Source organism: Clostridiales bacterium, assembly GCA_017569285.1.
In the GTDB taxonomy this organism is placed as follows: domain Bacteria; phylum Bacillota; class Clostridia; order Christensenellales; family Aristaeellaceae; genus Aristaeella.
This window is the reverse complement of record CP069419.1, coordinates 1,982,126-2,008,411: the sequence shown is the minus strand read 5'-3', so window position 1 is coordinate 2,008,411 and position 26,286 is coordinate 1,982,126. Positions and strand designations below refer to the sequence as shown.

Here is a 26,286-nt window from a genome sequence, read left to right as displayed (position 1 = left end):
GCTGACCGGCTGATATTATGCTTCCGGTTCTTCCCCGTTCTCGATCCGGGTGATCATATCAATCCGCCGCTGATGGCGGCCGCCCTCAAATTCAGCCGTCAGCCAGTGCCGGGCGATCATTTTCGCCTGCTCTGTGCCCACAACCAAGGCCCCCATCGTCAGGACATTGCTGTTGTTATGGCGCTTGCTCATCTCAGCGCTGTATACGTCGCTGCAGGTACACACCCGGATCCCCGGGACTTTCCCGGCTGCAATGCTGATTCCCATCCCGGTGCCGCAGAGCAGGATCCCCCGGTCGCATTCCCCGGACGCCACCGCTTTGGCCGCTTTATATCCGTACACCGGATAATCATCCTTGCTGTTCACGTCAAAGGTGCCGAAATCCTTCCATTCCAGCCCCATCTCATCCAGCATTTTCATCAATTCATGCTTCAGGGCAATTCCATGATGGTCACAAGCCAGCGCAATCATGATCCATGCACCTCCCCAATCAAATGCCGGACCGCCGCATCTGCCTGTCCGGCCGTTTCCGGGTCTTCCCGGACCGGGACACGGTTTGTATGGAGCGACCGTATATAATCCAAAGCCGGATCGAACTGTACATTCAGGAATCTGAATGCTGTCTTTGCAATACGGATCGCAGGATCCGGGGACCCGTCCCCTCCGCCTGTCAGGATGAGGATACCCTTCTTCGGTTTCAGTCTGCCGGGAGTTTTCAGGAAATACCGATTGCTCCAGATCACATTCAGCCTGCTGATAATCGAAAAGAGCGGCGGGGTCACGAAAGACATATACAGGGGCGAGGCCAGTACCAGAACATCGTAATCATCTTTCCAGATCATATCCATCCGGTCATGGATACGGCAGCCCTCGTTTTCCCAGCAATACCTGCAGTCATCGCATGGCCGGATATCGGCTTCAAAAGCATTCAGGAATTCAAAAACCGTATCACATGGCAGTTTTTCCTTCAGGAGCTGCAGGATACAGGCCGTATCGCCATCCGGACGGGGGGATCCGTTCAGAACCAGTACTTTCATATCCAGATGCTCCCTTGCTGCTCAACCTTGTATGGATCGTGCTGCCGATTATTCCGCGGCATGCTGTATTACAGCTTCTCCCGGATCATGCGGACCAGCTCATCGTACTCTTCCTGCGTGAGCGTAACCGCCTTGGGATTCATGGCAAACACGCCGCCCCACTCAAAGCCGTCCTTATATTTCGGAACCAGGTGGAAGTGGAGGTGATGCATGGTATCGCCGTACGCGCCGAAGTTGATCTTGTCCGGATGGAAAAGCTCATGGAGAATCTCCGCCACATGGGAGACGTCATCCATATACTGTTTCCGTTCTTCCCCGGTCAGCATGGTGATATCGTCCACGTGTTTTTTGCAGGCAACGATCACCCGGCCGCGGTGGCTCTGTTCCTTAAACAGGATCACCTTGGACATCGGCAGTTCGCCGATCTTGATTCCGAACGCGTCCAGCAGCACGCCCTCCGAGCAATAAGAGCAGTTTTTCATTTCCTCCGTCATCATATAAACCTCCCTTTTCAGCATCCAGTCCGATTCGCAGAACCAGGAACCCCGCGCGTCGCAGAAATGGACGATGGTTGTTTTCCAGTCAGTTTCTATCCCCTATCATACCACATTCTTCTCTTTTTGGGCAGAAAAAAGCGCCGGTGTTTTTCACCGGCTGATCTCTGAAATGGAAAAGAAAACAAATGAATAATGTCCCAGAACCCGGTCAGATGATATAGTCGTTCGCGTACCGGTCCTGTTCCCTGTCCAGGATATCCTGCAGGGTGATACTGTCCAGGTAATCATTAATCACCTTGTTCAGTCCCTGCCATACCGGAAGCATCACGCATTCAGCGCCGCGGGCGCACTCGACCGGATCCTGGGCGGCGCAGTCCACCGGGGCCAGAGAGCCCTCCGTAATGCGCAGGATTTCTCCGACGGTATATTTGTCGGGAGATTTGGCCAGCATATAGCCGCCCTGGGGGCCGCGGCTGGTCCGCAGCACGTCGGTGTTGTTGAAAATCGGGATGATCTGCTCCAGGTATTTCTTGGAAATATCCTGGCGTTTCGCGACCTCGTTCAGGGAAATAAAGCCGTTCTGCTGATGCTCCGCGAGATCGAGCAGCATGCGGAGGGCATAGCGGCCTTTGGTGGAAATCTTCATATGCATTACCTCGCAATCCTGTAACCCAATATTACCATGGATTTTATAGGAGTACAAGCGGAAGCCGCGGCTGCCGGGCATTCCGGCATCAATGGAATTTGCTTTTTTCACAGTTGAAATCGGTAACCGGTTCATGCATAATATCCGGGAATGTAATGAAAGGTTTCGGTGATTGCTGAAATGGCGGAGAAGAACAAACGGAATATCGGTCCCCTGCTGATTATCCTGGCGGGCTGCTTCTGGGGCAGCATGGGAATCTTTGTCCGGCAGCTCGGAACATACGGCTTCACCTCCGCCCAGATTGTCTGCATCCGCGTGACGCTTGCTGCGCTGTTCTTCAGCATCCTGCTGCTGATCAAAGACCGTTCCGGCTTCCGGATCGCGCTTCGGGACCTTCCCCTATTCCTGGCCCTGGGCTTCGGAAGCATCCTTTTCTTTACAGTCTGCTACTTCACCGCCATCACGATGATGCCGCTGTCCACCGCGGCCATCCTGCTCTATACCTCCCCGATCTGGATCATGCTGATGTCCGTCCTGTTCTTCCGGGAAAAGCTGAACGGAAAAAAACTGCTGGCCCTGGCGCTGGCCTTTGCCGGCTGTGTGCTGGTTTCCGGGATTTCCGGCGAAGGGATCACCCTCACCGGCCTGCTGGTCGGCCTGGGCTCCGGTATCGGCTACGGCCTGTACAGTATCCTAGGGACAGTTGCCCTCCGGAAGTATTCCCCCTATAAAGTGACCGCCTATGCTTTCCTGTTTGCGGCCGCCGGTTCCTGGCTGGTCTGCGGACCGGCGGATATGACCGCGAAATTCAGCGCCGCGCCGGACCTGCTTCCGCTGCTGCTCGACTGCGGCCTTACCGCCCTGGTGACCGCCGTCATTCCCTTCCTGGCCTACACGCTCGGCCTGAACACCGTGGAAGCCAGCCGGGCCGGCATTCTCGCGACGATTGAACCGATGGTGGCAACCCTGGTCGGAATCCTGTTCTTCTCCGAGAAGCTGACCCTCGTCTCCGGGATCGGAATCATCCTGATCCTCTCCGCCGTCATCCTCCTGAATATCCGGGGAAAAAGAAAACAGGCGGAATAATCTTTTCCGCCTGCGTGGTTTTACCGAACGAAAGGAACCGTCCCTCCGTTCGGTTTTTTATTTCTTCCGGCAGATATACAGCAGATGATTCGTCGCTCCCAGCAGTTCCCGCTTCTCGGCAAAATGCAGGTACCAGGCGGCAAACGCCTCAAAGTCCTCATCCGGAATCCGGAAATCCTCCCGGTCTTCGATGGATTCCACCATTCCGTCCGTTCCTGCCGTCGTGATCCATTCAACAGGCTTGCTTTCAAACAGCTGTTCAAACTCCGGCACGTCATATCCGGTGAACAGCTGTTCCTTGAAATGGCGGATCCTGTAATCCGCGTCGAAGTTCTCCTCCTGGCCGGCCGCCCAGTTGCCCTGGAAATAGTTCGCGTACATGATGCCGAACACTGAAATGAACGCGAACAGGATCACTCCGCCCGGCTTTGTCACGCGGATGGCTTCATCGAGGGCGCTGTTTACGTCTTTCGGTTCATAGATGTGGTACATGGGACCCAGGACCAGCGTCACATCAAAGGTGTTGTCCGCGAACCGGCCCAGGTCGACGGCATCGCCCTGAAAGGACTCGATATTGTCCATTCTCCGGCTGTTTTCCCGCAGGACCGCAAGGTTTTCCTCCACCAGCTCCACCGCGGAAACACGCATGCCCTCCTTCGCCAGCGCAATGGAATACCGGCCGGTGCCCGCGCCGACTTCCAGCACCCTGGAGTTCGGATTTGCATAGCGGTGGATATATGCCATGGTGGTGAAGTACTCCAGCTGGCCGTGGCGGCTCCGTTTCAGTCGGCTGTCCTCATCTCCCTGTCCGTAAAAGCCGCATACGATTTCTTCCCTGCTGCTCATTCCGCTCCACCCTCCTTTTTCCTGAATACGCCGTCTTCAGCCGGTATTCCATGCTGCTCCGGAAACCGACCGGCTCGGTCAGCCTGCGCAGGCAGTCTTCCCCCCGGAAATACGGTGTTCATCAGAATATACTTCCAAATCATACCATATTCCCATAGACAAAAAAAGACGGTATTCCTGTCTTCTATCCCCGGGCCGCAACCTTGTGCCAAAGTTAATTTTTCCGGCCGGAGGGTATATAATCAGGACGCCGGCAGGACCAAAGTCCCGCCGGGCGGGAACAAACCGCCTGCCCCTGTCGTTATTTGTCCGGAACACTGAAACCGAAGGAGGCTTTCCCATGAAGAAACTGATTTCCCTGATCCTGATCCTTGCACTTGCCCTGTCCGCATCCGCCGCGCTCGCGAAGACGGTTCTGCCGGACCAGGATGAATTTGAAGGCCTTGCCGGCATGGTGGTCAACGCGACCGTCGGCGAATACAATGAAACCGACAGAACATTTGCCGTCCTCCTGTACACGGATGACTGCTTCGATATTGAGGATGTCGAAAAGCTGGCCGCAGGAGACACGCTCCTGGCCGGCGGGCAGGTATACACGGTAAAGGAAAAGACCGAGGAGGAAGATACCGGGGATATCCTGGTCACCACGGAAGACGGAACCGAAATCGTGTTCACCCAGGTCGGTGATGACGATATGATCGCCATGAGCACGGATGATGACCGGCGCTTCATGCACGCGTTCGCGCTGCTGTATCTTCCCGCAGCCGAAGGCATCGTGTATGAGGACGCCTCCGACCCGGAAAACCCGGAAGCCGTGGTCACCCAGGGCCTGGCGGATATCCTGAAGATCAAGGCGGAGAAGGAAGAGACCAGCATCGGCTTTGATTATTACGCCACCATCATCGAGCTGAATGAAAACCTGGAGATCGTGCGGATCCACCAGGACTTCGACGTGGCGCAGTAAAAACAAACATGCAAAAAGGCCGCCGTTTCCACGGCGGTCTTTTTTGCTGCGTTCCGGCAGTCCCTTCCGGGGTTACTGCTTCGCGGCCTTCAGCATTTTATCCCACTCTTTGATAATCCCACGGTCATCGAAATAGTTGATCCGCATCGCCTTCCGGACCCGCGCCAGCGTGGCGTTGGTCGTTTCCTGCGCTTTCAGGGTACCGGCCTGGATGATATCGTACACAGAGTCGATATCGTTTTCCCATTTGGCCCGCTCCGCGCGGATGGGGCTCAGGGTTTCTTCCAGGATATTGATCAGGAACTTCTTGCAGGTGCCGTCTCCCAGGCCGCCGCGGCGGTAATGCTCCTTCATTTCCTCCAGGTTCGCGTAATCCGGCAGGAACTCCGCGAAGTGCTCATCCGTGCAGAAGGCGTCCAGGTAGGTGAATACCACGTTGCCTTCCGTATGGCCGGGATCGGAAATCTGCAGGTGCTGCGGGTCGGTGAACATCTTGCCGTTGACCTGCTTCTTCACCGTCTTCGCGTCGTCGGACAGGTAAATGCAGTTGCCCAGGCTCTTGCTCATCTTCGCCTTGCCATCCACACCGGGCAGGCGCCGCTGGGTTTCGTTTTCGGGAATCATCGCCTTGGGAAGCACCAGGGTCTCGCCGTAGATTTTGTTGAACTTCTCCACGATTTCCCGCGTCTGTTCAATCATCGGCAGCTGGTCCTCGCCCACCGGCACGACCGTCGCGTCAAAGGCGGTGATGTCCGCCGCCTGGGACACGGGATAGCAGAAAAATCCAGCCGGGAGGCCTTCATCGGCAAAGCCGCGCATCTGGATTTCCGCCTTCACGGTGGGGTTCCGGCTCAGCCTGGCGGTGGTCACCAGGTTCAGGTAGTAGAAGGTCAGCGCATGCAGGGCCGGCAGGGCGCTCTGCACGCAGATGGTGGTCTTTTCCGGATCCAGGCCGACGCTCAGGTAATCCAGCACCACGTTGATAATATTCTCCCGGATCTTGCCGGGATTGTCGGCATTATCCGTCAGCGCCTGGTCGTCCGCGATCAGGATATTGATCTCGTCGAACTTTCCGGAATTCTGCAGTTCCACGCGGCGCTTCAGGGAGCCGACATAATGACCGAGGTGCAGCCGCCCGGTGGGACGATCCCCTGTCAGGATAATGTTCTTCATTTTCATTCCTCCAAGAAAGATAATCCGATTGAAAAGATGACCATGCCAATATACCACGAAATGACGGAATCCAAAAGGGGTTAAGGCCCCGAAGGCGTATTTTTTGTGTTTCAGGCCATCGCCACGGTGCACAGCCGGCCCCGCAGCACATACCCGATCTTCTCATAGCAGGCATTGGACGCTGCGTACCCCGCATCGGTATAGAGCATGGGCATAAATCCCCGCTCCCGGATCTTTTCGGTAACCTCATAAACCATGTGCTGCGCGTAATGCCTCCGGCGGTATTCCGGCCGGGTATATACGCTGCCTATGCAGCCGAGCCCCTGGTTGCAGCGGTAGGAGCAGCAGGCCGCAATCTGTCCCTCCGCGTTTTTCCAGAAGAAGAACGCATGATCGTCAATAAACATCTGCGCCTTTTCCCGGATGCGGTTTTCCGTTGCCGGTTTCTCTCCGATCGCATCATGGAAGCTCGACATGATGGACACCGCCTCTTCCAGGTCCTCCTGGGTGCAGCAGTACAGTTCCCCGTCTGTCGGGCAGTCCGGCCGGACAGAAACCGGGCAGTCATACGCGAACAGCTGCATGGAGATTCCGATATCCAGGTTCTCCTTCCCGGCTTTTTCCAGGAAGTATTCAGCCAGCTCATGCTTGATATTGTACTTATTCCCGGACGTGAACGGACGCAGTTCCTTTGCCTGTTCCCATGCCTGTTCCTTCACCGCATCCGCGCATCCGTCCGGGGTCCAGATCCATACCGGATACGGATGCTCCGAATGGCACATGATCAGGTCCCGGTGGTTGGTCCGGATCAGTTCACAGCTGCCTCGCAGAATCCGGTCCAGCACCGCGAAGGTATACCGGTCCTGTGCCAGCAGCTCAAAGTCCTTTTCATTGACAAAAGTATCCATATATTCCTCCGATTAAACATCATTAATCTTACCCCTGCCGGACGGTCAGGCACCCGTTCTGCCGGCGTGCTTCCCATTTCATCTTCAGTCCGCGGGCAGCGGCGGGAGTTCATGAATATCATACGTATCATAATAGATTTCAAAGGCGGTTTCCACGTCCCCGGAAAGCTCAATCAGCGCTCCGGCCTGGAACATGGCGGACAGTGTGCCGGACGGCGCGTTCCAGGCGGCATTCCCGGCGATTTCAATATCGCTGTCCCGCAGGATCATTTCCGCGCCGAACAGCAGCGCCCCTGTCGCGATATGGTAATCGCTGGAAATGATTGCCAGCTGTTTTACCTGCGGAAACCGTTCCTCCAGGATGTCAAAGGTAAAGATGGCATTCTGGGCCGTTGTCAGGGAATGATCCTCCACAATGATCCGGGCAGGATCCACTCCCTGCGCTTTCAGCCATTCGGCCATCCGCCCCGCTTCGGTGGCAGCCGGATCATCGGCCGCCGTCCCGCCGCCCGTACATACGATCAGCGCCTGCGGATACTGTTCGGCTGCCGCAAGCAGCACCTTCAGCCGTTCAATCAGTTCTTCCCGCATGGTACCATCCGGGTTCAGCTGAAAACCCAGTGCCACCAGGCACAGTGAATCATCACCGGGCAGGTCGTCCGAAAGCCGGGGGCAGACATCCACCGGCGCTTCCCAAAGGTGCATGATCAACGTCCATTTCTTCCCAAGTTCCGGGTCCAGGGCGGTCAGTTCTGCCAGCGCCTTCTCATCGATCGTCCCGGAATCCGCGTAGGAAACCACCACCCGCTCAATCAGCGGCTGCACCGGGGCCTGTGCCGCAGCGGAAGCAATCCCGCCAGCCGCCAGGCAAAGCGCGAGAACAAATGCAATCCAGCCATTTTTCATTTCCGTTTCCTCCCCCGATCAACACTCGTCTGTCAAAACATCTTCCGTTACGTTTACCCCGCCGCGTTCGCCCGGATTTCCTCCCAGCCGCGGCACCGGGTATAGTTGTCCGGAAGCTCCGCCGTCCGGTTCCACGGCCGGTCAAACACCAGCACCTTCAGCTGCGGCAGGTGGTCGAAAAACCGGAAGGCCGAAGGCGAATCCTCCACCGCATAATCAAACTTCATCCGGTAATAGTCTTCGGGATCCAGGATGTAATCCTCTTTCCGGGCGGCGGTTTCCCGGCCGTATTTGTCCATGATCAGCATCCGGGCATCCTGCATTCCATGCCGGTCCAGCCAAAGGCGGGATGCCTCATACGAGCTGTACGGGCGGCCGGTGATAATCGATACGTCATGTCCCTTCCGAATCCACTCATTGATTACGTCCGATGCTCCCGGCGTCTCCTCATAGGAAAGGAGCAGCTCCGGCTCATGGCCTTTCACCAGCAGCTGCCGGTACTGTTCATCCGTCAGGCCGAAAGCCTGCTGGAGGTTGAAGTACCGCATCTTTTCATACGGCACGTCCAGCCCGAACATCTCCCGGACCAGTCCGGAAAAAAACTTCCCGGACTCACACAGGCAGTCGTCAAAATCCACGTAAATATTCACCGTATTCCACTTCCTTACCGTGTCGCGCAGGAACCGGCATTGCCGGCATGGTTACAGCATTTTGATCATCAGGTAGTCATTGTCATAGCTGCCGTCCGGATATTTCAGCCCATGCGGCCGGGTTCCGTAGATCACAAACCCGTATTTGTGGTACAGGGGCAGCGCCCGGTAGTTCTTTGATTCCACCGTCAGCTCGATCTGCTCGAAGGCGGCCTGCCGGGCAAAAGCAATCAGCCGCTCCATCATCGCGGAGCCGATTCCCAGGCGCCAGTAATCCTTCCGTACGGAAATTCCCAGCTCCGCACGGTGGAACCGGCGGCTCTGGGCGCCATGGGACTGCACATCGGCACAGGCGGCAATCTCCCCGTCCACTTCCGCCACCAGCATCAGGCTGCGGGGATCGTCCCGGCGCCCGGCCAGGATTTCCGCTTCCCGTTCCTCCGTAATGGTAAATTCCTCCGGGGTGCGCAGGAGGAACGGCGTCTCGCCCAGCATGATCTTCATATACCGCGTCATGCGCGGCGCGTCTTCCGGCTCCGCCGAACGGATCGCGCACTGCCTTCCGTCCTTCAGTGTCATGTTCTCCGCAGGATAGATCATATGGTTCTTTCCTCCGACTCCTTTATTTCCGTCCGGAAGCAATCCTTCATTTTGCTTCCGCAAAATCATAGGACGCCCGGATCCAGTCTGTCAGTTCCCCGTCCAGTTCCTCCGGCCGGCTGATGACAATATGATGCGTCCACCGGTTGGGATACGGTTCGGTTTTCACCGCGATGCGCGGTGACTCCAGCGGTGCAGGCAGCCCGATCGTGATGACCAGGTACCCTTCCGGCAGCTCCGCCTTCTTCTTCACCCGCGCAAAGGAAACACACGCAAAAACATGCCGGTTGTAAAAGGTGATCTGCGTCTTCTGTACGCGCCGGTTGACACAGGGAAATTCACGGTACAGAAGATCCTCAAAAACCCGGTACAATTCCAGCGCATCCGGATGTCCGCTGAAGAATACCAGCGTATCCATATCCGGTTCCCGCATCCTGAATCCTCCGTTTCCTTTCCGTATCCCCGCTCAGCAGGCAATAAACATTCCGTATTCCTTCGGCACATGCAGGATTCCGTCGCGCATGTTCGCTTCCAGCACCGACCGGATTTCCTCCCGGGGAAGCTTTCTCAGTTCCGACATCCCGGTCAGGGACTTGATATAGTCCACCATGTCCTCCACATCCGTGACCTCGAGCGAATCCTCATACCGCAGCTCCCGGACGTCCGGAAACACCGTCCGGAGCTTCTCCCCGCCGTTCTGCAGCGTAAAGCTGCTGCCGCTTCCGCCCGGATTGCTGCCGGCGCTGAACAGGCCGGAGATGTACTCCATCATCCCGTGTTCGCCGAAGGTCGCGCAGCAGAATGTTCCGTTTTCCTTCAGCACCCGCCGGACCTCCCGGAGTCCCTTCTGCAGATCCGGCACATGGTACAGCATCATATTGGCAATCACGAGATCGAATTCCCCGTCTTTGAACGGAATATCCTGGATATCAATCACCCGGTATTCGATTCCCTCATAATCCCGGAGCGTTTCCTTCGCCTTCTCCAGCATGCCTTCGGAAAAATCCGAAAGGATCAGCCGGGAGCAGCGGCGGATGGTTTCCTGCTTTCCGGTCCACATATCCCCCGTTCCGCATCCCAGCTCCAGCACGGACATCCCGTCCCGGATATCGTAATGCGAGGCAATCCAGTTTCCGAAGCCCTGCTTGTTGGTGGAATACCTGCTGTGGATCGAAATCCGGATATCCAGCTTTTCCGCCGTTTTATACTGGGCTTTGACCGTTTCCCGGTCATTGATACCGGATCCCGCCCGGGATTCCTTCAGGTCATCTGTGGGATAGAATTCCATTATATCCTCCGGAGTATAAAAAAATAGACAACTGTCGTGCTCCGATCATATCAGAAAAAGCGGGGATTCACAATCCCCGCCGCATACCCGGTTCAACGGCTTTATTTGTTTTTCATGATCACGGTAGTGGCCGACATGCCCTCCCTCGCCGGGAGAAGCCATCCGCTTTCGCAGAGCATCCGCATGATTTCCTCCGCCTCCTGCATCTGGCACAGCACGGGGAGCTTCGCGGCGTAATCCGCCAGGTGCTCCGGTGCATGCTCCGCCATGATCCCGGCAATACCGCCGGCACGGCGCTTCGCGTTTCCGCAGATCTCCCATGCGACCGGCCGGATCATTTCGTTCAGTGTGCTGCCCTGCGCCGCGTCCAGACAGGGGAAGTTCGGCAGGATTCCTGCATCCGTTTTCCTCGCCAGGCCGGCTTCCACCAGCTCCGCGCAGATCAGCCGGTCGCCGTCCGTTTCCGGCTGTGAATCTGTCAGCGACATCAGCATATTGGCCCGGGAGGTGCTGGCCGCCGGGTGCAGCATTTCCCCGTTGAGCGGCACATCCCAGAAGAAGAGGGCGTTTCCGTCAACCACACAGGATGAAATGCCCATGAAATACGGATCATCCTTTTCCAGCTCCATCAGGAAGCGGAAGCAGGCATCACCGAAACAGTCCGTCGGATAATCCAGCTTCATATCGCCCTGCAGCATATCCACATAGGCCAAGCGCAGGATCAGCGAAACAAGCATCCACTTGATGGAATTGGCAGGCATGTCGCTCCCGTAAAATCCCAGCGCGCGGATTTTCTCCATGTTTCCGTCCACAAACTCCCGGATCCCGGATGCAATCTCCTTCAGGTCCGCCTCGTTGTACCGGCGGACCGCTTCCAGTTCCTTCCGGGTAATAATCACGATATTGCTCTGGTACGCCAGGCCCTTTTTCTTCAGCAGGTCGTATTCCAGGAGCTTTTTCAGGTCTTCCTCCAGGTAGGCGGTCGGAACGCCGAGCTGCAGGCTCAGCTGCTCCTCGGTCAGCCTGTCATAATAGCAGGCCATCACAATATTCTGCCTCAGGCGGTTATTCCGGAAGATCTCGTAATACCGGCATTTTCCGCCCCAGAAGATCAGGGTCAGGTCCACAGGGTCATAGCTCAGTCTTCCCAGTTCTTTTTCCATATTGATTCCCTCCCGAATGTGCTTTCTCGACTGGAACAGCAGGTATTTCACCATGCTCTCGGACAGGGAAAGGTTTGCGGCGATCTCCCGGACCGGTTTTCCGTCCATGTAATACGCCACCATGACGCGGCGGTAATCGGAGGAAAGCCGGGTCATCTCACGGAGGATTTTCTGCACCTGCTCATGGTCCTGCGCCTGCTCCTCCAGCTCCTCAGCCCGGTGATCCGGCAGGTTTTCATCCGGCTCCTCCGTGTGCTGTCCGGCCTGACGGCGGTACCAGCTCTTCAGGATATTCCCGGCAGTTTTCCAGACAAACGCGCAGAAGGCCTTCTCATCCTCAAAATGATGATCCGCCCTGCAGGCGATGAGCAGGATTTCCTGGGCGAGATCCTCCGCATCATGGTAGGAGCCTGTCCTGGACAGGCAGAAGCGGAACATCGTCCTGGACATCCGTTCGATCTGTTCGTCATTCATTCCGGCAGTCATGTTCAAAATCCTTTCCCTTTTCTGGAAGCTTCCATACGTATAATGTCCGGATGAGGGAATCGGTTAGGGCCCTTTCAAAAAATTTTTTTTTCGGTCACAGTCCCGGCATATCGTCCATGGAGATCTGCGGATCAATCCAGCTTTCCTGCCGGGCCTCATGCACCTGGTCTCCCGGCATCAGGTGTCCGGTCAGCATCGGGGACTGCGGATCATGCGCCGCCATGTTCCTGCGCACGGTTTCCGCGTCGTAGTTCGCATAGCAATACCGGCACAGGTGGCCGCAGGTGTTGTATGCCCCGATATCCCCACCGAGATAGCAGGCGCATTCCTTCCGGGCGGGGACGAATTTCGGCACCTTCAGGCGCCGGCCCAGCGCCTGTTCATACATGGCAACGGTCATGCATCCCCCGCAGTCCGCGCCGAACTGTGCCAGCTCGTCTCCTTCGCCGCAGGGCCGGATCGTCATGCCGTACTGCCGGCCGGTTTCTGTAAACGCTTTTCCCAGCAGCAGGCGCTGCTCCGGATCCACCGGCCGCACCTCCGGGAAATTCCGCTTTGTTTTCTCATACAGGTCCACAAAGCTGATCACCGCCGTATGCGTATATCCCTCCAGGGCTTTGGCCATATACTCAAAAGCCCGGATATGCCTTTCCGCCGGGTACGCATCACTGATGAACACCGGATCATACCGCCACCCGATGCGTTCCGGCCCGACGATTTCCGAGAGCTGCCGGAAGCTTTCCAGTACTTCCCGCTTGTCCGGAACCCGCGGCTCGATTTCCTTCCCGTACGGCGTAATGGTGACATACCAGTACTGCCCGTAATCCCGCAGCAGGTCCATCTTCGGCAGCATGGGCGCCGGGTTCTTCGTGCAGAAACCGATCAGATCCACCACGTCCGGGGAAAGCCGGTACCGGGTTACGGAAATGGGATTGTACGGATTGCGGACCAGCACAAAACCGGCCTTCAGCCGGTTGGCAAACCATTCCGAATAGAAGGCCGGAATATCCGTACGCTGTCCTGTATTGATGATCATGATACCAGCTCCGCAATGACCCGGGCCGAATCCCCGCCGATGAGGATCGACCGCCCGGCAATTTCCTCCGGTACCCGGTCTTCCTCCATGTTCAGGCAGGCATACACCGCGTTTTTGTTCCGGTAAACCTCCTGCCAGAAGCTGTATTTGATGATTCCGGGCGTATTGTAGCCGACGCCGATCTCCAGGTAAACCACCTTCCGGTCCCGGTGCTGTGTCAGCCAGGCTTCATATTCCACAGCCGCCGCCTGCCAGCCTTCATCCTCCACGAATTTGCTGTCCGAGCGGAGGTTCATGGTCAGCGGCCGCCCGCAGTTCGGGCACTTCGGCAGCAGTTCCTCCGGAACAGCCATTCCGGCTTCCGTGCCTTCAGGGAGGCTCAGTTCATTGTTTTCCCCGATGGTATATCCCTGCGCGAGGATCATCTTCCGGATCGTGTCCTCATTGTCCCAGGTCTTTCGGCAGCAGGGCTCTGTGCACTGGAAAAGGCCGTAGTCCCCCTGGGTGTAGAAAAGCCGTTTCTTGTCAAAGCCGGCCTTCTGGAAGCAGTGGTCCACATTGGTCGTAAGGACAAAATAATCCTTGTTCTTCACAAGCCGGTACAGGTCGCTATAGGTGGATTTCGGCGCATCCATATACCGGTTGATCCAGATATACCGGCTCCAGTATGCCCAGAATTCCGCCGGGGACGGATACGGGAAGAATCCGCCCGAATACATATCCCGGAAACCGTACTTCCGGCTGAAATCGCTGAAGTACCGGTCAAACCGTTCGCCGGTATACACAAACCCGGCGGCGGTGGAAAGCCCCGCGCCGGCCCCGATGATCACGGCATCCGCCGTTTCAATTGCTTCCTTCAGCCGCAATACTTTTTCATCCATATTATTCTCCCTGTGCCAGCAGTTCCCGGTAAATTGCCAGGTCGCTATCCTTAAACACATTGAAAATCACGCGCCGGACGCTTGTCTCTCCCTGCAGGAATTCCTTTACCGTCCTAACCGCGATTCCGGCCGCGCGGTCCGGTGGGAAGCGGAAGACACCGGTGGAAATGCAGCAGAACGCGACGGACTGCAGGCTGTTCTGTCCCGCCAGCTCCAGACAGGAACGGTAGCAGGAAGCCAGCAGCGCCTCATCCCCCGCGGTCACTTCATCGTCGATAATCGGGCCGACCGTATGCAGCACATACCGGGCCGGCAGGTTGAACCCGGGGGTGATCTTTGCCTGTCCCGTGGGTTCCTCATACCCCTGTGCGCGCATCAGCTCATCACAGGCCAGGCGGAGCTGCACCCCGCTCATGGTATGGATGATATTGTCGATACAGCCGTGGCAGGGGGAAAAGCAGCCCAGCATCCGGCTGTTCGCCGCGTTGACGATGGCATCGCACCGGAGGGTCGTGATATCCCCCTGCCAGAGCACCAGATGCGGATCGCCGGGGCATGCATGCAGGCTTTCCCCGTCCGTAATACCTTTCTCCGCGGTCATTTCCTTCAGGAATTCATCCTGTACACAGAGGAACTCATCCGTTACCGGCATCGGCGGACGGACGTTCATCAGGCTGCGGAGCAGCTGCCATCTTCGTTCGGCACCCAGCGGAACCGCTATGTCCCTGTACTGCGGCGTTTCATCCAGCAGGGTGCGGATCAGCCACAGGCATCTTTCCTGCTGGTTCATTCGCCCTCACGCACCTTTCTCCGGCGGTCCGGTTTTCCATGCTCCATGGTTTTGATGACCGGCTGTCCCGTTTTATTCAGCATTTGTCCATCTCCGCTGCTTTCCGGCCTGTCCTGTTTCACTTCAGCTCCGCGGCCGAAGGATATCCGTACGCGCTTTCCGCGTTCTCCACCGCCCGGATAATCGCCTCGCTGATCACTTCCGCCGCCAGCAGGCCCACCAGGTCCTGGTCCGCTTCCACTTCCCCAACCGACAGCGCGTAGATGCTGTCCCCGTCCGCGGAAGTATGGACCGGCCGGATTGCCCGCGCCATCCCGTCATGGCCCATGCCGGCGATCTTGCACAGCTGGGTTTTATTGAACTTCGCGTTGGTGATGATCACCGCCAGGGTGGTGTTTCCCGTAAATTTGTTCTCCACCGCCGCGACGGACTGTTTCATATATTCCGACGTGCTCCGCATGGACTTCCGGTCTTCCGAGAGCAGGCCGGCAACCTGTTCCCCGGTTTTCCAGTCGTATACATCGCCCAGGGCGTTCACAACGACCACTGCCCCGACCTGCAGTTCACCCAGCTGAATGGCATAGCTGCCGATTCCCGACTTCATGCAGGTTTCCATTCCGGCAATCTTCCCGACCGTTGCCCCGCAGCCAACGCCGTAATTGCCGTCCCGGTAGTTCGGGTTTTCAAAGGCATTCCGGGCCGCCTCATATCCCATGGCGGCATCAGGACGAACCTTCGCGTCGCCCACGGACAGGTCATAGATATCCGCCTGGGCCACCAGGGGCACCAGCGCGAATCCCGTATCATAGCCGTATCCCTTTTCCTCCAGGTACTGCATCACGCCGTTGGCTGTGCCCAGGCCGTAGGCGCTTCCCCCGGAAAGGACCACCGCGTGGACGGTCTGCGCTGCCATCAGCGGGTTCAGGAGCTGGCTTTCCCGGGATGCCGGGCCGCCGCCCCGCACATCCAGGCCGGCCGCCATTCCGTTTTCACAGATCAGCACCGTACATCCGGTGCCCGCTTCGGTGTTCTCCGCCTGCCCGATCCGGACCGGCCGGATATCAGTGATCGGTATTTCCATCTGTGATTCTCCTTTGGAAACATTCATGCCGCCCGCCAGGAGCAGCACCGCCAGTAAAACAGCCGGAAGCCTTCCGGATAATCTGCCGGACATTTCCATCCACTCCCTTGTTCCTGCTCCGGCCTGTGCCGGTTGTTGATCCTGTTCCATGCGGTTCATTTCTTTTTTCCATCATACCATGAATCCCCGGAAACTGAAAACAAAATCCGGCACAAAAAAACGGTACCGGGAGTCCTGTCCCGATACCGCCGTTCAAACAATTCCCGGTTCCCTTCACAGAAGCATCCGGCTCACCCGCAGGCGGATACGCTGTGGAGTTCCGCCTCCAGTACGTCCGCGTACTGCTGCACCACCGGTCCCAGGCCCTTCAGCCACTGCTTCACGTCATCCCGGTCCCTGAAAGCCTGCGGATCCTGCCGGATTTCAACCGTCTTCCGCAGCGGCGCCTCATCCGGAAAGAGGTGCTCCTCCAGCGCCCGGATGCCCGCCTGTGTCTTGGAAACCACATTCCCGGTCCGCAGCGTATAGATACACCGGGCGATATCCAGCAGCCAGCCGCAGGAATAGAGCGATTCATTCGTCTGCGCCGCGTACTTCCGGATGGATTCATAATGTGCCCGGACCGCCCGGATCAGTTCTTCCCGGCCGGGTGCCGGCAGGATCCACGGTTTTCCGCCATAGACCGGCTTGCCGTACTTCGCCAGTTCGAAGGCGCAAAAGGTATCCGGTTCATACCGGTCCGTCACCCGCTGGCCGCTGGTTCCCCAGTAGACCAGCCGGCGGAACTTTCCTTCCCGGTATTCATCCAGGTTTGCAATGACCCCCTCAAAAGAACGGTAATACGGGTTGTCCGGTTCTTTCTCCAGCATCTGCTGCCGGAGCGTCAGCAGCTGTTCCGCCCGGGTTTCGGAGATTTCCCCGCAAGTCAGCGCGACAAAATCAATATCGCTCCATCCCGCCCGGAAATCATCCATCACCACGCTTCCGTACAGCCAGATGCCGTATACATCCCCGTCCATGATCCGGACGATCTCATTCACCATCGCGTCAATCGCGTTTTTCATTTCATTCCTCACACGCCGTAGCGGTATTCCTTCTCATCCTTTTCGTTCGGCACCAGGTGGTACTCCTCGATCACCCTGTCCGCAACCTGATCCGGTTCCAGACGGGTATTGTCGATCTTCAGGTGGTTTTCAAACCAGGTTTCACCCTCCGATGTATTCAGCCGGTACCGTGCGTCGCTCCTCAGGAGGTCTGCCCTGCTCCAGGCCACGTCCAGCTTGGAGGCTTTCCGCTCCATCCGGTGCGGCGTCTCGTTCCGTGCGATGCGGGTTTCAAGATCGGCGGAAAGCTCAATGAAGTAGAAATGACCGCCGTCCTTCTCAAACATGTCCTTCAGCCCGGTCAGGTACTCCCGCTCCTCCGGCTCGTCAAACGCGCAGACATAAGTAAAGATCAGGTCCACATTATGCTTGACCGCCAGTGCGAATACCTTCTCCCGGATATCCTCGTTGAGTTCCTTCTGGGCCGGCGTGGCAAAGCCGAAGATCCGGTCCGACAGTTCAATGCTGTCGTGATTCATCATCATGTTATACCGGAGCTTGTCCCGCAGGCTCTCCGCCACGGTCATCTTTCCCACCGCCTGGGGGCCGCATACCACAATCAGGTTCGCCATTTCCCTTCACCTCGGATCCTCCCGGCAGCGCCGGAATATGAATTTTTCTGTTATTCGCCGCGCGCCGGAAAAAATCCTGTATAAAATGCTTGACATTTATATCGGCTGGCGATATAATCCAATTACGATATATCGGTTGACGATATATCAACCAATGAATGAGGTGAGAACATGGCAGACGGATTTGCGTTGACAGAATCCACCTACTACATTCTCCTGTCCCTGGTCCGGCCCCGGCATGGCTACGGCATTATGCAGCTGACGGAGGAGCTGTCCCGTGGGCGGGTTCACCTGGCGGCCGGAACGCTGTACGGCGCCCTGAACGCGCTGTGCTCAAAGGGCTGGATTATCCAGCTCCCGGCAGAGGATGAAAGCCGGCGCAAGGAATATAAACTGACGGAGAAAGGGATGCAGGTACTGCGCGGAGAGGTGGCGCGCCTGCGGGAGCTTGCGGACAACGGAGAGAGAGTATTGGCGGAGGAATAAAGAGATGGAAAGCAGGAAAACAGTCCGGAAATGGTTCTGGGTATGGGAGTTTGATAAGGAAGAGGACTGGCTGAACGAAATGGCTATGAACGGCTGGGTGCTGGAAAGCGTTGGATTCGCTTCCTACCATTTTGTCCGCTGTGAGCCGGGCGAGTACAACGTGCGGACGGAAATGCACGCGTTTGATGAGTCCTACGTCTCCTTCATGGAGGAAACCGGCGCGGAATACATCGGCCGGATGATGATGTGGATCTACTTCCGCAAAAAGACGGAGGACGGCCCGTTTGACCTGTTCTCCGACATCGATTCCAGGATCGGCCACCTGGACAAGATCGGCAAGGTCCTCGCAGCCATCGGCGGTGCGAACCTGCTCATCGGCTTCATGAATGTTTTCAGCCCGTCCCGGGCCGGATGGATCAACCTGCTGTGCGCGACCCTGCTGATGTACGCGCTGGGCCGGATCCACGGCAAGAAGGAATCCCTGGAAAAAGAACGGCTGCTGCACGAATAAGCCGCCATATAAGGAGAAAAAGAAATGAACGGGAAACTGTACAAAACCTCCATGACGATTGCCATTCTGGTCCTCGGGATTGCCGGCATCGCCTTTATCCTCGTTTCCATCCTGGATGAAAATGCATCCCGGACCTTCCTGACTTTCGGCCTGCTGTTCGTCGCATTGGGCAACGTCCTCAATCTCATCCGGATCCATCGGAAGGAAAAAGCCGGGAAGTAATCACCGCACCGGAAACATACAGCAAGCGGCAGGAAGAACACCGTCTTCCTGCCGCTTTTCTGCTGCCCGGCATTCTGGTATAATCTTTTTCAGCAAGGAGTGTGGAAAAATGAAACCGGCTTTTATTACCGCTGATATGATTGCCCCCTGCGGCCTGGACTGCAGCCTGTGCAAGCGCGCGCAGGCGGAAGAAAACCCCTGCCCGGGATGCCATGGCCCCAACGAGAACAAGCCGGAGTTCTGCGCGTACCGATGCGGCATCATTTTCTGCGAAAAGCGGAAGAAGAACGGCTATGAATTCTGCGATGAATGCCCGGATTATCCCTGCGAAGACGTAATGGAAAAGCAGAACCGCTACACTTCCAAATATCCGCTGTACGAATCCCCCGCGAAAAACCTGCGGGATATCCGGGAGCTCGGCATGGAAGCCTTCCTGGAAAACGAACGGGACCAGTGGACCTGCAGCGAATGCGGCCATATCGTCTCCGTCCATACCGGGATCTGCAGCGGCTGCGGAAAGCAGTACGGCGCGGTCGTCGTTCCGGTGGACGGGGATACCTGGCGGATCGAGAACGGAATGGTCCGGTTCTTCCTGCTGAAGGGCACCGAAAAAGCGCTGCTGATCGATACCGGGATGACCGTCCGCCACGCGAAGGAAATCGCGTCCGCGCTGACCGGCCTTCCGGTGATGCTGCTCAATACCCATGCGGACCAGGACCATACCGGCGGCAATGATGAGTTTGAATCGGTTTACATGCATCCGGCGGATGAACCGCACTACCACCAGTCCGGGAAAAGCGGCCGGGTGATCCCGGTACAGGACGGCGATGAAATCGACCTGGGCAGCCGGAAGCTGAAGATCATCCATCTCCCCGGGCATACTCCCGGAAGCATCGCGGTGCTGGATATCAGCCGCCGGATACTGATCAGCGGGGACCCGATCCAGGAGCACGGACGGATCTTCATGTTCGGTGAGCGCCGGAATATGAAGGATTATATTGCCAGTCTGGAAAAACTGGAGAAAATGACCGGCGGGTTTGATGAAATCTGGCCTTCCCATTCGGATATTCCCCTTTCCCCGGACTGCATCCCGCGGCTTCGCGAAGGAGCGCAGGCCATTGTAGACGGGAAAGCGGAGGGAAAACCCACGGAATTCTTCGGCCGGCAGATCACCGTATATAACCTGGGATTCACGACCTTCCTCTGCAGCGGCAGAGAAAAAACCGATCCGTAACCGGATCGGTACAAAACAGTTTGTATGCCATGGCGTTCCGGAGGCTTACCGCTTCCGGAGCGCTTTTGTAATGCCAATCACCGCGCCGAAGAGGACGCCGGCAACCGGCCAGATCACCCAGCTGATTTTCCAGCTGTCTCCGATGAAGCTCCAGGCCAGGTAGGCCGCGGCAATCACGCACCAGTAAGCGCCGCTGATAAGGCCGATCTTTCCGTTGCTTTCCTTGTTCTCACGGGTGTAATCGCCCTCTTCCAGCAGCTGCTGGTAGCTTCCCCAGATGATGGACACGCGGATGATCAGCATCACGCCGATGGCCGCCAGCAGCAGGATGGATGCGATTCCCACCACCTGCAGGAAGTTCTCCCCGTTGCCGAAAACCAGGCTGATGAACAGCGGAATGGTGGACGCGATGCACAGCATGATACCGGTCATCATGTACCGGGTGTGGACCGGCTGGAATTTCTCCTTCCGGTCTTTCACCATTCCGGTAACGCCGTACAGGGTTTCAAACGGTTCCTTTTCCATATATTCAAAGCGGGAAATCCGGAGATTGGATACCACAAGCATCCCGACCGCGGGGATGATCATCAGCATCATCACCACCAGTCCGATTCCGCCTGCCATATTCTCTGACCAGTCCAGCAGGCCCATCGCCTGCGCGCCGCCCAGCAGGATCAGCGCGACCGGGGAGAGGATGCAGAGCAGCACGCCCAGGGCCACCCGGCGGGAGTTCTCTTCCTTGGTCTTCAGGAACGCGTTGGCTTCTTCCATATCCACAGTCCGGATCAGGCTGTCCGGTGCGGTTTCCGGGGAAACCTCCGCCTGCTCCATTTCATCCTTCAGCAGGTAATCCGTACTGACACCGAACAGCTCTGACAGCTGGATAATCCGGCTCATATCCGGCACCGACTGTGCGCTTTCCCACTTGGATACTGCCTGCCGGCTGACGTTCAGCTTCTCCGCCAGTTCCTCCTGGGACCAACCGTTCTTTTTCCTGAGATCCATTAATTTGTCCGCAAAAATCATAGGGGGTTCCGCCTTTCTCAATTTGGTCATGTCCCGGTTTCCGAACCGGTGCGGTTCGCTTTCCGGGTGCAGGGCCAGATTACCCGATCGGGCTGTTGCAGGCTATCAAACGGAGCTTGAAATTCCGCAACCGCTGGTTGCAACTGCCGGTTTTATGCGGAAAACAGGCCTTTTTTCCGCCGGAATGCGGGGCGGCCGCATGATCTGCCGGCTGGATTGTTTTTCCGCATGTTTCATAATACAATGCTATTGTACCACCCGGATCGGATATCCGGTCAAGTATCATTGAACCCTGAATGATCGGAGAAGAATATGGCGGACCTGAAAGCGGAAAACCTGTTTTATACCGCGGACCGGCAGGAATGGCGGAACTGGCTGTCATCCCATTTTGAAACCGCCGCGGATGTCTGGTTCGTATTCCCGACGAAAGCATCGGGTGAAGCCAGCCTTTCCTACAATGACGCGGTGGAGGAAGCCCTGTGCTTCGGCTGGATTGACAGCACCGCCAGGAGAATCGATTCACTTCACCAGGGCCGGCATTTCACGCCCCGGAACCCGAAAAGCTCCTATTCCCGGCCGAACATCGAACGCCTGATCTGGCTGGACGCACGGGGACTGATCCACCCGAAGGTCCGTCCTTCCGTGGAGAAGATTCTCACCGCTGAATATGTTTTCCCGGAAGACATCCTCTCCGAGATTCGCCGGGATGATACTGCATGGTGCCATTACAATTCCTTCACGGAATCCTACCGGAGAATCCGGATCGCCTATATTGATGATGCCCGGAAACGGCCGGAGGAGTTTCGGAAGCGCCTGGACAACTTCATCCGGAAAACCCGGGAAAACAAGCTGATCATCGGCTACGGCGGAATTGAAAAATATTATAAATAATCCGTAAAAAAACCAGCGGGGCACTGCCGCATCGACAGTGTCCCGCTTTTCATATGGTTCTTATTTCCCGCAGTACAGACGGATCGCCCGGGCAGCAAACTCCGCCGTGCCTTTCCCGCCGGCGCGGTCGATGTTTTCCGTCATCTCTCCTCCGGCGGCATACATCTGTCCCAGTCCCGCCAGGATCCGGTCCGTGCAGGTATAGTAATGGGCGGAGATGAAATCCTGCAGTTTCCGGACCAAAGCCCGGGCATTTCCGGAAGCGGGATCCGTATCCCGGACCGCGCCGAACTCCGCGAAGATATCCATCATCTGCCGGTTCAGGTCCGCATTTTCTTCCGCAGACCTTCCCCCGGCCTTCTGCTCATACTCCTGATACGCAGGGGTATCTCCCCAGGCCTCTTTGGCCCGGGCAGCATACTCATCCAGCTTCTTTGTGTCAAATGCTGAAAAATCCATCTTTGATTTTCCTCCTGATGTCCTGATTACACGTGCGAGGGTGATCAGGCTGTCCAGGTGCTCCTTCTTCAGCTCCAGCAGTTCAATCTGCTGGTCCAGTGCCTTCTGCCGGTCAAAGGACGGATTGTGGATGATCCGCCCGATGTCCTTCAGCGGGAGCTCCAGTTCCCGGAACAGGAGAATCTGCTGCAGGGTTTCCAGGGCCGCATCGTCATACAGCCGGTAGCCCGCATCCGTATATTTCGCCGGCGGCAGCAAGCCAATCCGGTCATAGTACTGCAGGGTGCGTATACTCACGCCTGTCAGCCAGCTGACCTCATGAACCGTCATCATAGTGCCTGCCTCCCTTCCTCGTGGTGAACCCATCATAAAGTATGACGCAGCGTCAGGGTCAAGCGTTTTTTACAGAAATTTCTCCCGTTATTTTTTTCAGCAGTCCAGGCGCATTTCTTCCATGTTGTTCTCAAACAGCCCGGTTTCCCGGAACCCCATGGACCGGTACAGGTTCTTCGCCGCGGTATTCCCCGGCGACACACCTGTAAAGACTGCCGAAACACCATACCATTCCTTCAGGAACGCAATGCCCAGCTCCAGTGCTTTCCGGCCGTAACCCCGGTGCTGGTATTTCCGGTCGATCAGCAGCTTCCACAGGGTGTAATAATTCTTTTCCTCATAGAATCCCATCATGATAAAACCAACAATTTTCCCGTCATCCGATACCGCAAACGGGAACGCCGTGAAGGAATATGCGTATGCCTGGGCCAGGGATTCGGCCGTGGAGGAAACAAAGCCCTTCTGGTCCTCATTTACATCCAGCGCAAGCACCGCGTCAATATTCTCTTTGGTTACCTGCTCCAGCTGTACCATCATCATTCACCTCAGAATTACGCATCCTTCTCCGCCAGGCAGATCACATTGACCCAGAGCTCATCCGCCCTTTCGGGGCGGGCGTCATGGGTATGCCATATGCTTTTGATCCGGAATCCGCCTGCCTCATCCAGCAGGACCCGGAGTGATTCCTCCGTAAAGTCGGAGAATTCCCTTCCGTTTTTGTTTCTTTCATCTTCCCCGTATTTGAACGACGCGTAGAACACACCGTCCTTCTTCAAAGCCCGGTGAATCAGCCGAAGCACCCCCGGCAGGTCCGCCTTCCGCACATGCAGCAGGGAAGCACAGGCCCAGATTCCGTCAAAGGTGTCTGTGTAATCCAGTTCATCAAACCGCATATTGCGGGCTTCGCATCCCGCACGCTGCCGGGTATGCTCGCAGAATTCCGCGCACCCGTCCACCGCCAGTACCCGGTATCCGTTCTGCGTGAAGTACAGCGAAGCGCTTCCGGCTCCGCAGCCCAGGTCCATGACATATCCGCCGGAGGGAACCAGCTCCAGGAACGAATTGTAATGCGCTGACATATCCACCTTGCCCGTGTTGGCGATAAATGCCTCCGCGTTTTCCCGGTACCAGTCCAGTGTCCTGTTTTCCGCCGCACCCGCTTTCCAGACGCTTCTGTATACTTCCCGCTGCTCACCCTGGTAATCCCCGGTGCCTTCGGACTCCGGCATGAATCCGCATTTGTCCAGCACATGCCGGGACGCCGCGTTCTCCGTCAGGCAGATCCCGTATACCGTACCGATTCCGAGTGTCTCCGCCATCACCGGCAGGAATGCCCGGACCGCTTCGGTGGCATAGCCGTTTCCGGTGCGGCGTTTCGCAATGTGGTAGCCGATCTCCCAGGTACCGTCTTCCAGCGGAACCATCTGGACATACCCGATATTCTCTCCTCCGGCTTTGGTGATCACCGGATAAGTCAGCGGACCTTCCGTCCCGCCGTACCGGGACATCAGGAAACTGATCACTTCCCGGGCCTCGTCCACTGTCTCAAAAACTTCATCCGGAACAAACCTCCGGTTATCCTCATCCAGCGAGTTCTCATGGACCGCCTGCGCCATGTCCGGCGTAAACTCCGTGATCACCAGCCGTTCCGTATCAATCCTCATCTGCTTCCGTCCTTCCTGTTCCTTTTGCGGGCGCTCCCATACCATCCGGATCTCCGCGGCTTCCACCGACGAAAGGTACTTTTCCTCCCCGTCCGCCCTATAGCCGCATTTCTCATAAAAGCGGACTGCCCGCCGGTTTTCCTTCAGCACCCACAGGCACACCCGGGGGTATTCCTTCAGCTGTTCCAGGCCCGCTTCCATCAGCCGGCGGCCGAGTCCGGTGCCATAATAATCCGCCAGGATATAGATCGCGATGATCTCTCCTGTCTCCGGTAAATCTTCTCCGCAGCTGCCCCAGCACACAAATCCAACTACCCGGCCCTCATCCGTTGCAACCAGGGTGTTCTGCGGCCAGGTGAACGCCATCTTCTCACACTTCTCCAGCGTCAGCTTCTCCAGGTATCCGGGACTGACCAGGCCGGGATATGCCTCATGCCAGGACTGCCAGTGGACATATGCCTTGCCCCGGATTTCTTCGTCCGTCTCCATCTTTCTGATAATGATGCCCATATGCTCCTCCGCTGCCGGTCTGTTGCCTCCCATCATACCATGATTTCCGGAATTCCGGAACATCCTCATGGTTGTTTCCGGTGCCGGTCCGCGTCCTGCGGGCCGGTTCCTTTGTTTTTCCCCTGTCCTGCGGCCTTTCCGGCTTTTTTCATTCCCGGGTTTCTGATATAATCGGCACGAATTTGATGATGAGGTGGACCTGATGCAGACGCAGAGCCGCACGGATGCAAAATCCGTGATTGTCCGCAAGGCATTTCTGAAATCCCTGCCCGTAATGGCCGGGTATGTTGTGCTGGGCATCGGTTTCGGCATCCTGCTGCGGAACGCCGGGTATGGTGTGCTCTGGTCCGCCGCAATGGCCATACTTATCTATGCCGGCTCCATGCAGTATGTTGGCATCAGCCTGCTGGCCGGCGGTGCGGGAATCCTCACCACGGTCCTGACCACCGTAATGGTCAACGCCCGCCACCTGTTCTACAGCATTTCCATGATCGACCGCTACAAAAACGCGGGCAGGTACAAGCCCTATATGATCTTTGCCCTGACAGACGAAACCTACTCCCTACTGTGCGACGGGGAAACGCCGGATCCGGGATACGCGGATTTATACCGTTTCCTTGTTTCCCTGTTCAACCACCTGTACTGGATTACCGGCTGTATCCTGGGCAGCCTGCTCGGTGCGGTTCTTCCCTTCTCCACCGCCGGAATCGAGTTCTCCATGACGGCACTGTTTATCGCGTCTTTTACGGAGCAGTGGCTCCGCACAAAAGACCATATCCCGGCGCTTACCGGGCTCCTGGCCACACTCCTGTGCCTGGTGGTACTCGGCCCGGAGAATTTCCTGATTCCCGCCATGCTGCTGATTACGCTGATCCTCACCCTGCTGAGGGGCAGACTGGGGAGGAAGGCCGTATGAACACGCATGCCGCAATCCTGGTCATCGTGATGGCCGCCGTCACCATCCTGCTCCGGTTCCTGCCGTTCCTGGTTTTCCGGAAACAGACGCCGGCATATATTTCCTACCTCGGCGAGGTGCTCCCGGCCGCCATCATCGGACTGCTGGTCATCTACTGCCTGAAGGATACCGTGATCACCCGGGCTCCCTTCGGCGCCCCGGAACTCATTGCCGGGCTTTCGGTCGTGGGGCTGCAGGTATGGAAGCGGAATTCCCTCCTGAGCATTCTTGGCGGAACGGTGATCTATATGATCCTGATCCAGGCCGTTTTCCCCTGATCAT

General features: G+C 57.0%; 32 protein-coding genes. 9 read left to right on the top strand and 23 right to left on the bottom strand.

All coding sequences use genetic code 11. From position 1 onward, the window contains the following. Positions 1-15 precede the first annotated feature (15 nt). From rpiB to JNO48_08720, 4 genes are all read right to left on the bottom strand, one after another. Positions 16-471, bottom strand: coding sequence for a ribose 5-phosphate isomerase B (rpiB, locus tag JNO48_08735; protein QTE67291.1), 456 nt, complete (start codon positions 469-471; stop codon positions 16-18). Then, a complete protein-coding gene (locus tag JNO48_08730; GenBank protein ID QTE67290.1) occupies positions 468-1,037 on the bottom strand; it encodes a flavodoxin family protein in 570 nt (189 codons plus the stop codon). The genes rpiB and JNO48_08730 overlap by 4 nt, the downstream gene beginning before the upstream one ends. A 68-nt stretch (positions 1,038-1,105) precedes the next feature. After that, entirely contained in the window at positions 1,106-1,519 is a 414-nt protein-coding gene (locus JNO48_08725) for an HIT family protein (protein ID QTE69728.1), read from the bottom strand. A gap of 223 nt (positions 1,520-1,742) precedes the next feature. Next, entirely contained in the window at positions 1,743-2,180 is a 438-nt protein-coding gene (locus JNO48_08720; GenBank protein QTE69727.1) for an Rrf2 family transcriptional regulator, read from the bottom strand. Positions 2,181-2,360: 180 nt separating this feature from the next. Between JNO48_08720 and JNO48_08715 the strand changes: the two genes are divergently transcribed. Continuing rightward, positions 2,361-3,266: an EamA family transporter gene (locus tag JNO48_08715; protein QTE67289.1), complete on the top strand. Its 906-nt coding sequence runs from the start codon at positions 2,361-2,363 to the stop codon at positions 3,264-3,266. 57 nt (positions 3,267-3,323) lie between these two features. Here JNO48_08715 and JNO48_08710 read toward each other — a convergent pair whose 3' ends face one another. After that, entirely contained in the window at positions 3,324-4,112 is a 789-nt protein-coding gene (locus tag JNO48_08710) for a class I SAM-dependent methyltransferase (protein QTE67288.1), read from the bottom strand. 340 nt (positions 4,113-4,452) lie between these two features. Between JNO48_08710 and JNO48_08705 the strand changes: the two genes are divergently transcribed. Further along, positions 4,453-5,076: a hypothetical protein gene (locus JNO48_08705; GenBank protein ID QTE67287.1), complete on the top strand. Its 624-nt coding sequence runs from the start codon at positions 4,453-4,455 to the stop codon at positions 5,074-5,076. A 72-nt stretch (positions 5,077-5,148) separates the two neighbouring features. On the opposite strand, the gene trpS is transcribed toward JNO48_08705, so the two are convergent. The 14 genes from trpS to JNO48_08635 all read right to left on the bottom strand — a co-directional run bounded on the left by trpS (position 5,149) and on the right by JNO48_08635 (position 17,713). Further along, positions 5,149-6,249: a tryptophan--tRNA ligase gene (gene trpS / locus JNO48_08700; protein QTE67286.1), complete on the bottom strand. Its 1,101-nt coding sequence runs from the start codon at positions 6,247-6,249 to the stop codon at positions 5,149-5,151. Between the two features lie 110 nt (positions 6,250-6,359). Next, positions 6,360-7,157: a GNAT family N-acetyltransferase gene (locus tag JNO48_08695; GenBank protein ID QTE67285.1), complete on the bottom strand. Its 798-nt coding sequence runs from the start codon at positions 7,155-7,157 to the stop codon at positions 6,360-6,362. Positions 7,158-7,241: 84 nt separating this feature from the next. After that, a complete protein-coding gene (locus JNO48_08690; protein ID QTE67284.1) occupies positions 7,242-8,063 on the bottom strand; it encodes a YdcF family protein in 822 nt (273 codons plus the stop codon). A 53-nt stretch (positions 8,064-8,116) separates the two neighbouring features. Next, positions 8,117-8,713, bottom strand: a complete 597-nt coding sequence (locus tag JNO48_08685) for a 2-dehydropantoate 2-reductase (protein ID QTE67283.1) — start codon at positions 8,711-8,713, stop codon at positions 8,117-8,119. Between the two features lie 51 nt (positions 8,714-8,764). After that, the gene (locus JNO48_08680; protein QTE67282.1) at positions 8,765-9,313 is read right to left on the bottom strand and encodes a GNAT family N-acetyltransferase; all 549 of its coding nucleotides are present in this window, start codon (positions 9,311-9,313) and stop codon (positions 8,765-8,767) included. 46 nt (positions 9,314-9,359) lie between these two features. Then, positions 9,360-9,731, bottom strand: coding sequence for a hypothetical protein (locus JNO48_08675; GenBank protein QTE69726.1), 372 nt, complete (start codon positions 9,729-9,731; stop codon positions 9,360-9,362). A 48-nt stretch (positions 9,732-9,779) separates the two neighbouring features. Further along, positions 9,780-10,601: a class I SAM-dependent methyltransferase gene (locus JNO48_08670; GenBank protein ID QTE67281.1), complete on the bottom strand. Its 822-nt coding sequence runs from the start codon at positions 10,599-10,601 to the stop codon at positions 9,780-9,782. A gap of 101 nt (positions 10,602-10,702) precedes the next feature. Continuing rightward, positions 10,703-12,250 carry a sigma-70 family RNA polymerase sigma factor gene (locus JNO48_08665; protein QTE67280.1) on the bottom strand — a complete coding sequence of 516 codons (1,548 nt, stop codon included), beginning with the start codon at positions 12,248-12,250 and terminating at the stop codon, positions 10,703-10,705. A gap of 94 nt (positions 12,251-12,344) precedes the next feature. After that, positions 12,345-13,286 carry a DUF1848 domain-containing protein gene (locus JNO48_08660; GenBank protein ID QTE67279.1) on the bottom strand — a complete coding sequence of 314 codons (942 nt, stop codon included), beginning with the start codon at positions 13,284-13,286 and terminating at the stop codon, positions 12,345-12,347. Next, a complete protein-coding gene (locus JNO48_08655; protein ID QTE67278.1) occupies positions 13,283-14,167 on the bottom strand; it encodes a Sir2 silent information regulator family NAD-dependent deacetylase in 885 nt (294 codons plus the stop codon). Before JNO48_08655 ends, JNO48_08660 begins: the two co-directional genes overlap by 4 nt. Before the next feature lies 1 nt (position 14,168). Further along, positions 14,169-14,957 carry a protein-ADP-ribose hydrolase gene (locus JNO48_08650; protein QTE67277.1) on the bottom strand — a complete coding sequence of 263 codons (789 nt, stop codon included), beginning with the start codon at positions 14,955-14,957 and terminating at the stop codon, positions 14,169-14,171. A 118-nt stretch (positions 14,958-15,075) separates the two neighbouring features. Beyond that, positions 15,076-16,038 carry a P1 family peptidase gene (locus JNO48_08645; GenBank protein ID QTE69725.1) on the bottom strand — a complete coding sequence of 321 codons (963 nt, stop codon included), beginning with the start codon at positions 16,036-16,038 and terminating at the stop codon, positions 15,076-15,078. Positions 16,039-16,328: 290 nt separating this feature from the next. Beyond that, positions 16,329-17,102, bottom strand: a complete 774-nt coding sequence (locus JNO48_08640) for a nucleotidyltransferase domain-containing protein (GenBank protein QTE67276.1) — start codon at positions 17,100-17,102, stop codon at positions 16,329-16,331. An 8-nt stretch (positions 17,103-17,110) separates the two neighbouring features. After that, positions 17,111-17,713, bottom strand: coding sequence for an AAA family ATPase (locus JNO48_08635; GenBank protein QTE67275.1), 603 nt, complete (start codon positions 17,711-17,713; stop codon positions 17,111-17,113). Between the two features lie 171 nt (positions 17,714-17,884). Between JNO48_08635 and JNO48_08630 the strand changes: the two genes are divergently transcribed. The 4 genes from JNO48_08630 (at position 17,885) to JNO48_08615 (ending at position 20,166) form a co-directional block, all read left to right on the top strand. Next, on the top strand, positions 17,885-18,199 hold the full coding sequence (locus JNO48_08630; protein QTE67274.1) for a helix-turn-helix transcriptional regulator: 315 nt from the start codon (positions 17,885-17,887) through the stop codon (positions 18,197-18,199). Between the two features lie 4 nt (positions 18,200-18,203). After that, positions 18,204-18,710: a DUF2812 domain-containing protein gene (locus JNO48_08625; protein QTE67273.1), complete on the top strand. Its 507-nt coding sequence runs from the start codon at positions 18,204-18,206 to the stop codon at positions 18,708-18,710. A gap of 24 nt (positions 18,711-18,734) precedes the next feature. Further along, on the top strand, positions 18,735-18,932 hold the full coding sequence (locus tag JNO48_08620) for a hypothetical protein (GenBank protein ID QTE67272.1): 198 nt from the start codon (positions 18,735-18,737) through the stop codon (positions 18,930-18,932). A gap of 109 nt (positions 18,933-19,041) precedes the next feature. After that, positions 19,042-20,166 (top strand): MBL fold metallo-hydrolase, encoded by a 1,125-nt coding sequence (locus JNO48_08615; GenBank protein QTE67271.1) that lies wholly within the window; start codon positions 19,042-19,044, stop codon positions 20,164-20,166. A 45-nt stretch (positions 20,167-20,211) separates the two neighbouring features. On the opposite strand, the gene JNO48_08610 is transcribed toward JNO48_08615, so the two are convergent. Next, positions 20,212-21,192 (bottom strand): helix-turn-helix transcriptional regulator, encoded by a 981-nt coding sequence (locus JNO48_08610; GenBank protein QTE69724.1) that lies wholly within the window; start codon positions 21,190-21,192, stop codon positions 20,212-20,214. Positions 21,193-21,504: 312 nt separating this feature from the next. Between JNO48_08610 and JNO48_08605 the strand changes: the two genes are divergently transcribed. Then, a complete protein-coding gene (locus JNO48_08605; protein ID QTE67270.1) occupies positions 21,505-22,083 on the top strand; it encodes a YdeI/OmpD-associated family protein in 579 nt (192 codons plus the stop codon). 60 nt (positions 22,084-22,143) lie between these two features. On the opposite strand, the gene JNO48_08600 is transcribed toward JNO48_08605, so the two are convergent. The 3 genes from JNO48_08600 to JNO48_08590 all read right to left on the bottom strand — a co-directional run bounded on the left by JNO48_08600 (position 22,144) and on the right by JNO48_08590 (position 25,049). Continuing rightward, positions 22,144-22,875: a MerR family transcriptional regulator gene (locus tag JNO48_08600; protein ID QTE67269.1), complete on the bottom strand. Its 732-nt coding sequence runs from the start codon at positions 22,873-22,875 to the stop codon at positions 22,144-22,146. Between the two features lie 96 nt (positions 22,876-22,971). Then, a complete protein-coding gene (locus JNO48_08595) occupies positions 22,972-23,412 on the bottom strand; it encodes a GNAT family N-acetyltransferase (protein ID QTE67268.1) in 441 nt (146 codons plus the stop codon). A 14-nt stretch (positions 23,413-23,426) separates the two neighbouring features. Then, on the bottom strand, positions 23,427-25,049 hold the full coding sequence (locus JNO48_08590) for a GNAT family N-acetyltransferase (GenBank protein ID QTE67267.1): 1,623 nt from the start codon (positions 25,047-25,049) through the stop codon (positions 23,427-23,429). Positions 25,050-25,251: 202 nt separating this feature from the next. Here JNO48_08590 and JNO48_08585 point away from each other — a divergent pair, with 202 nt between their 5' ends. Both JNO48_08585 and JNO48_08580 read left to right on the top strand, forming a co-directional pair. Further along, positions 25,252-25,965: an AzlC family ABC transporter permease gene (locus JNO48_08585; GenBank protein ID QTE67266.1), complete on the top strand. Its 714-nt coding sequence runs from the start codon at positions 25,252-25,254 to the stop codon at positions 25,963-25,965. Continuing rightward, on the top strand, positions 25,962-26,282 hold the full coding sequence (locus tag JNO48_08580; protein QTE67265.1) for an AzlD domain-containing protein: 321 nt from the start codon (positions 25,962-25,964) through the stop codon (positions 26,280-26,282). The genes JNO48_08585 and JNO48_08580 overlap by 4 nt, the downstream gene beginning before the upstream one ends. The last annotated feature ends 4 nt before the right edge of the window (positions 26,283-26,286 follow it).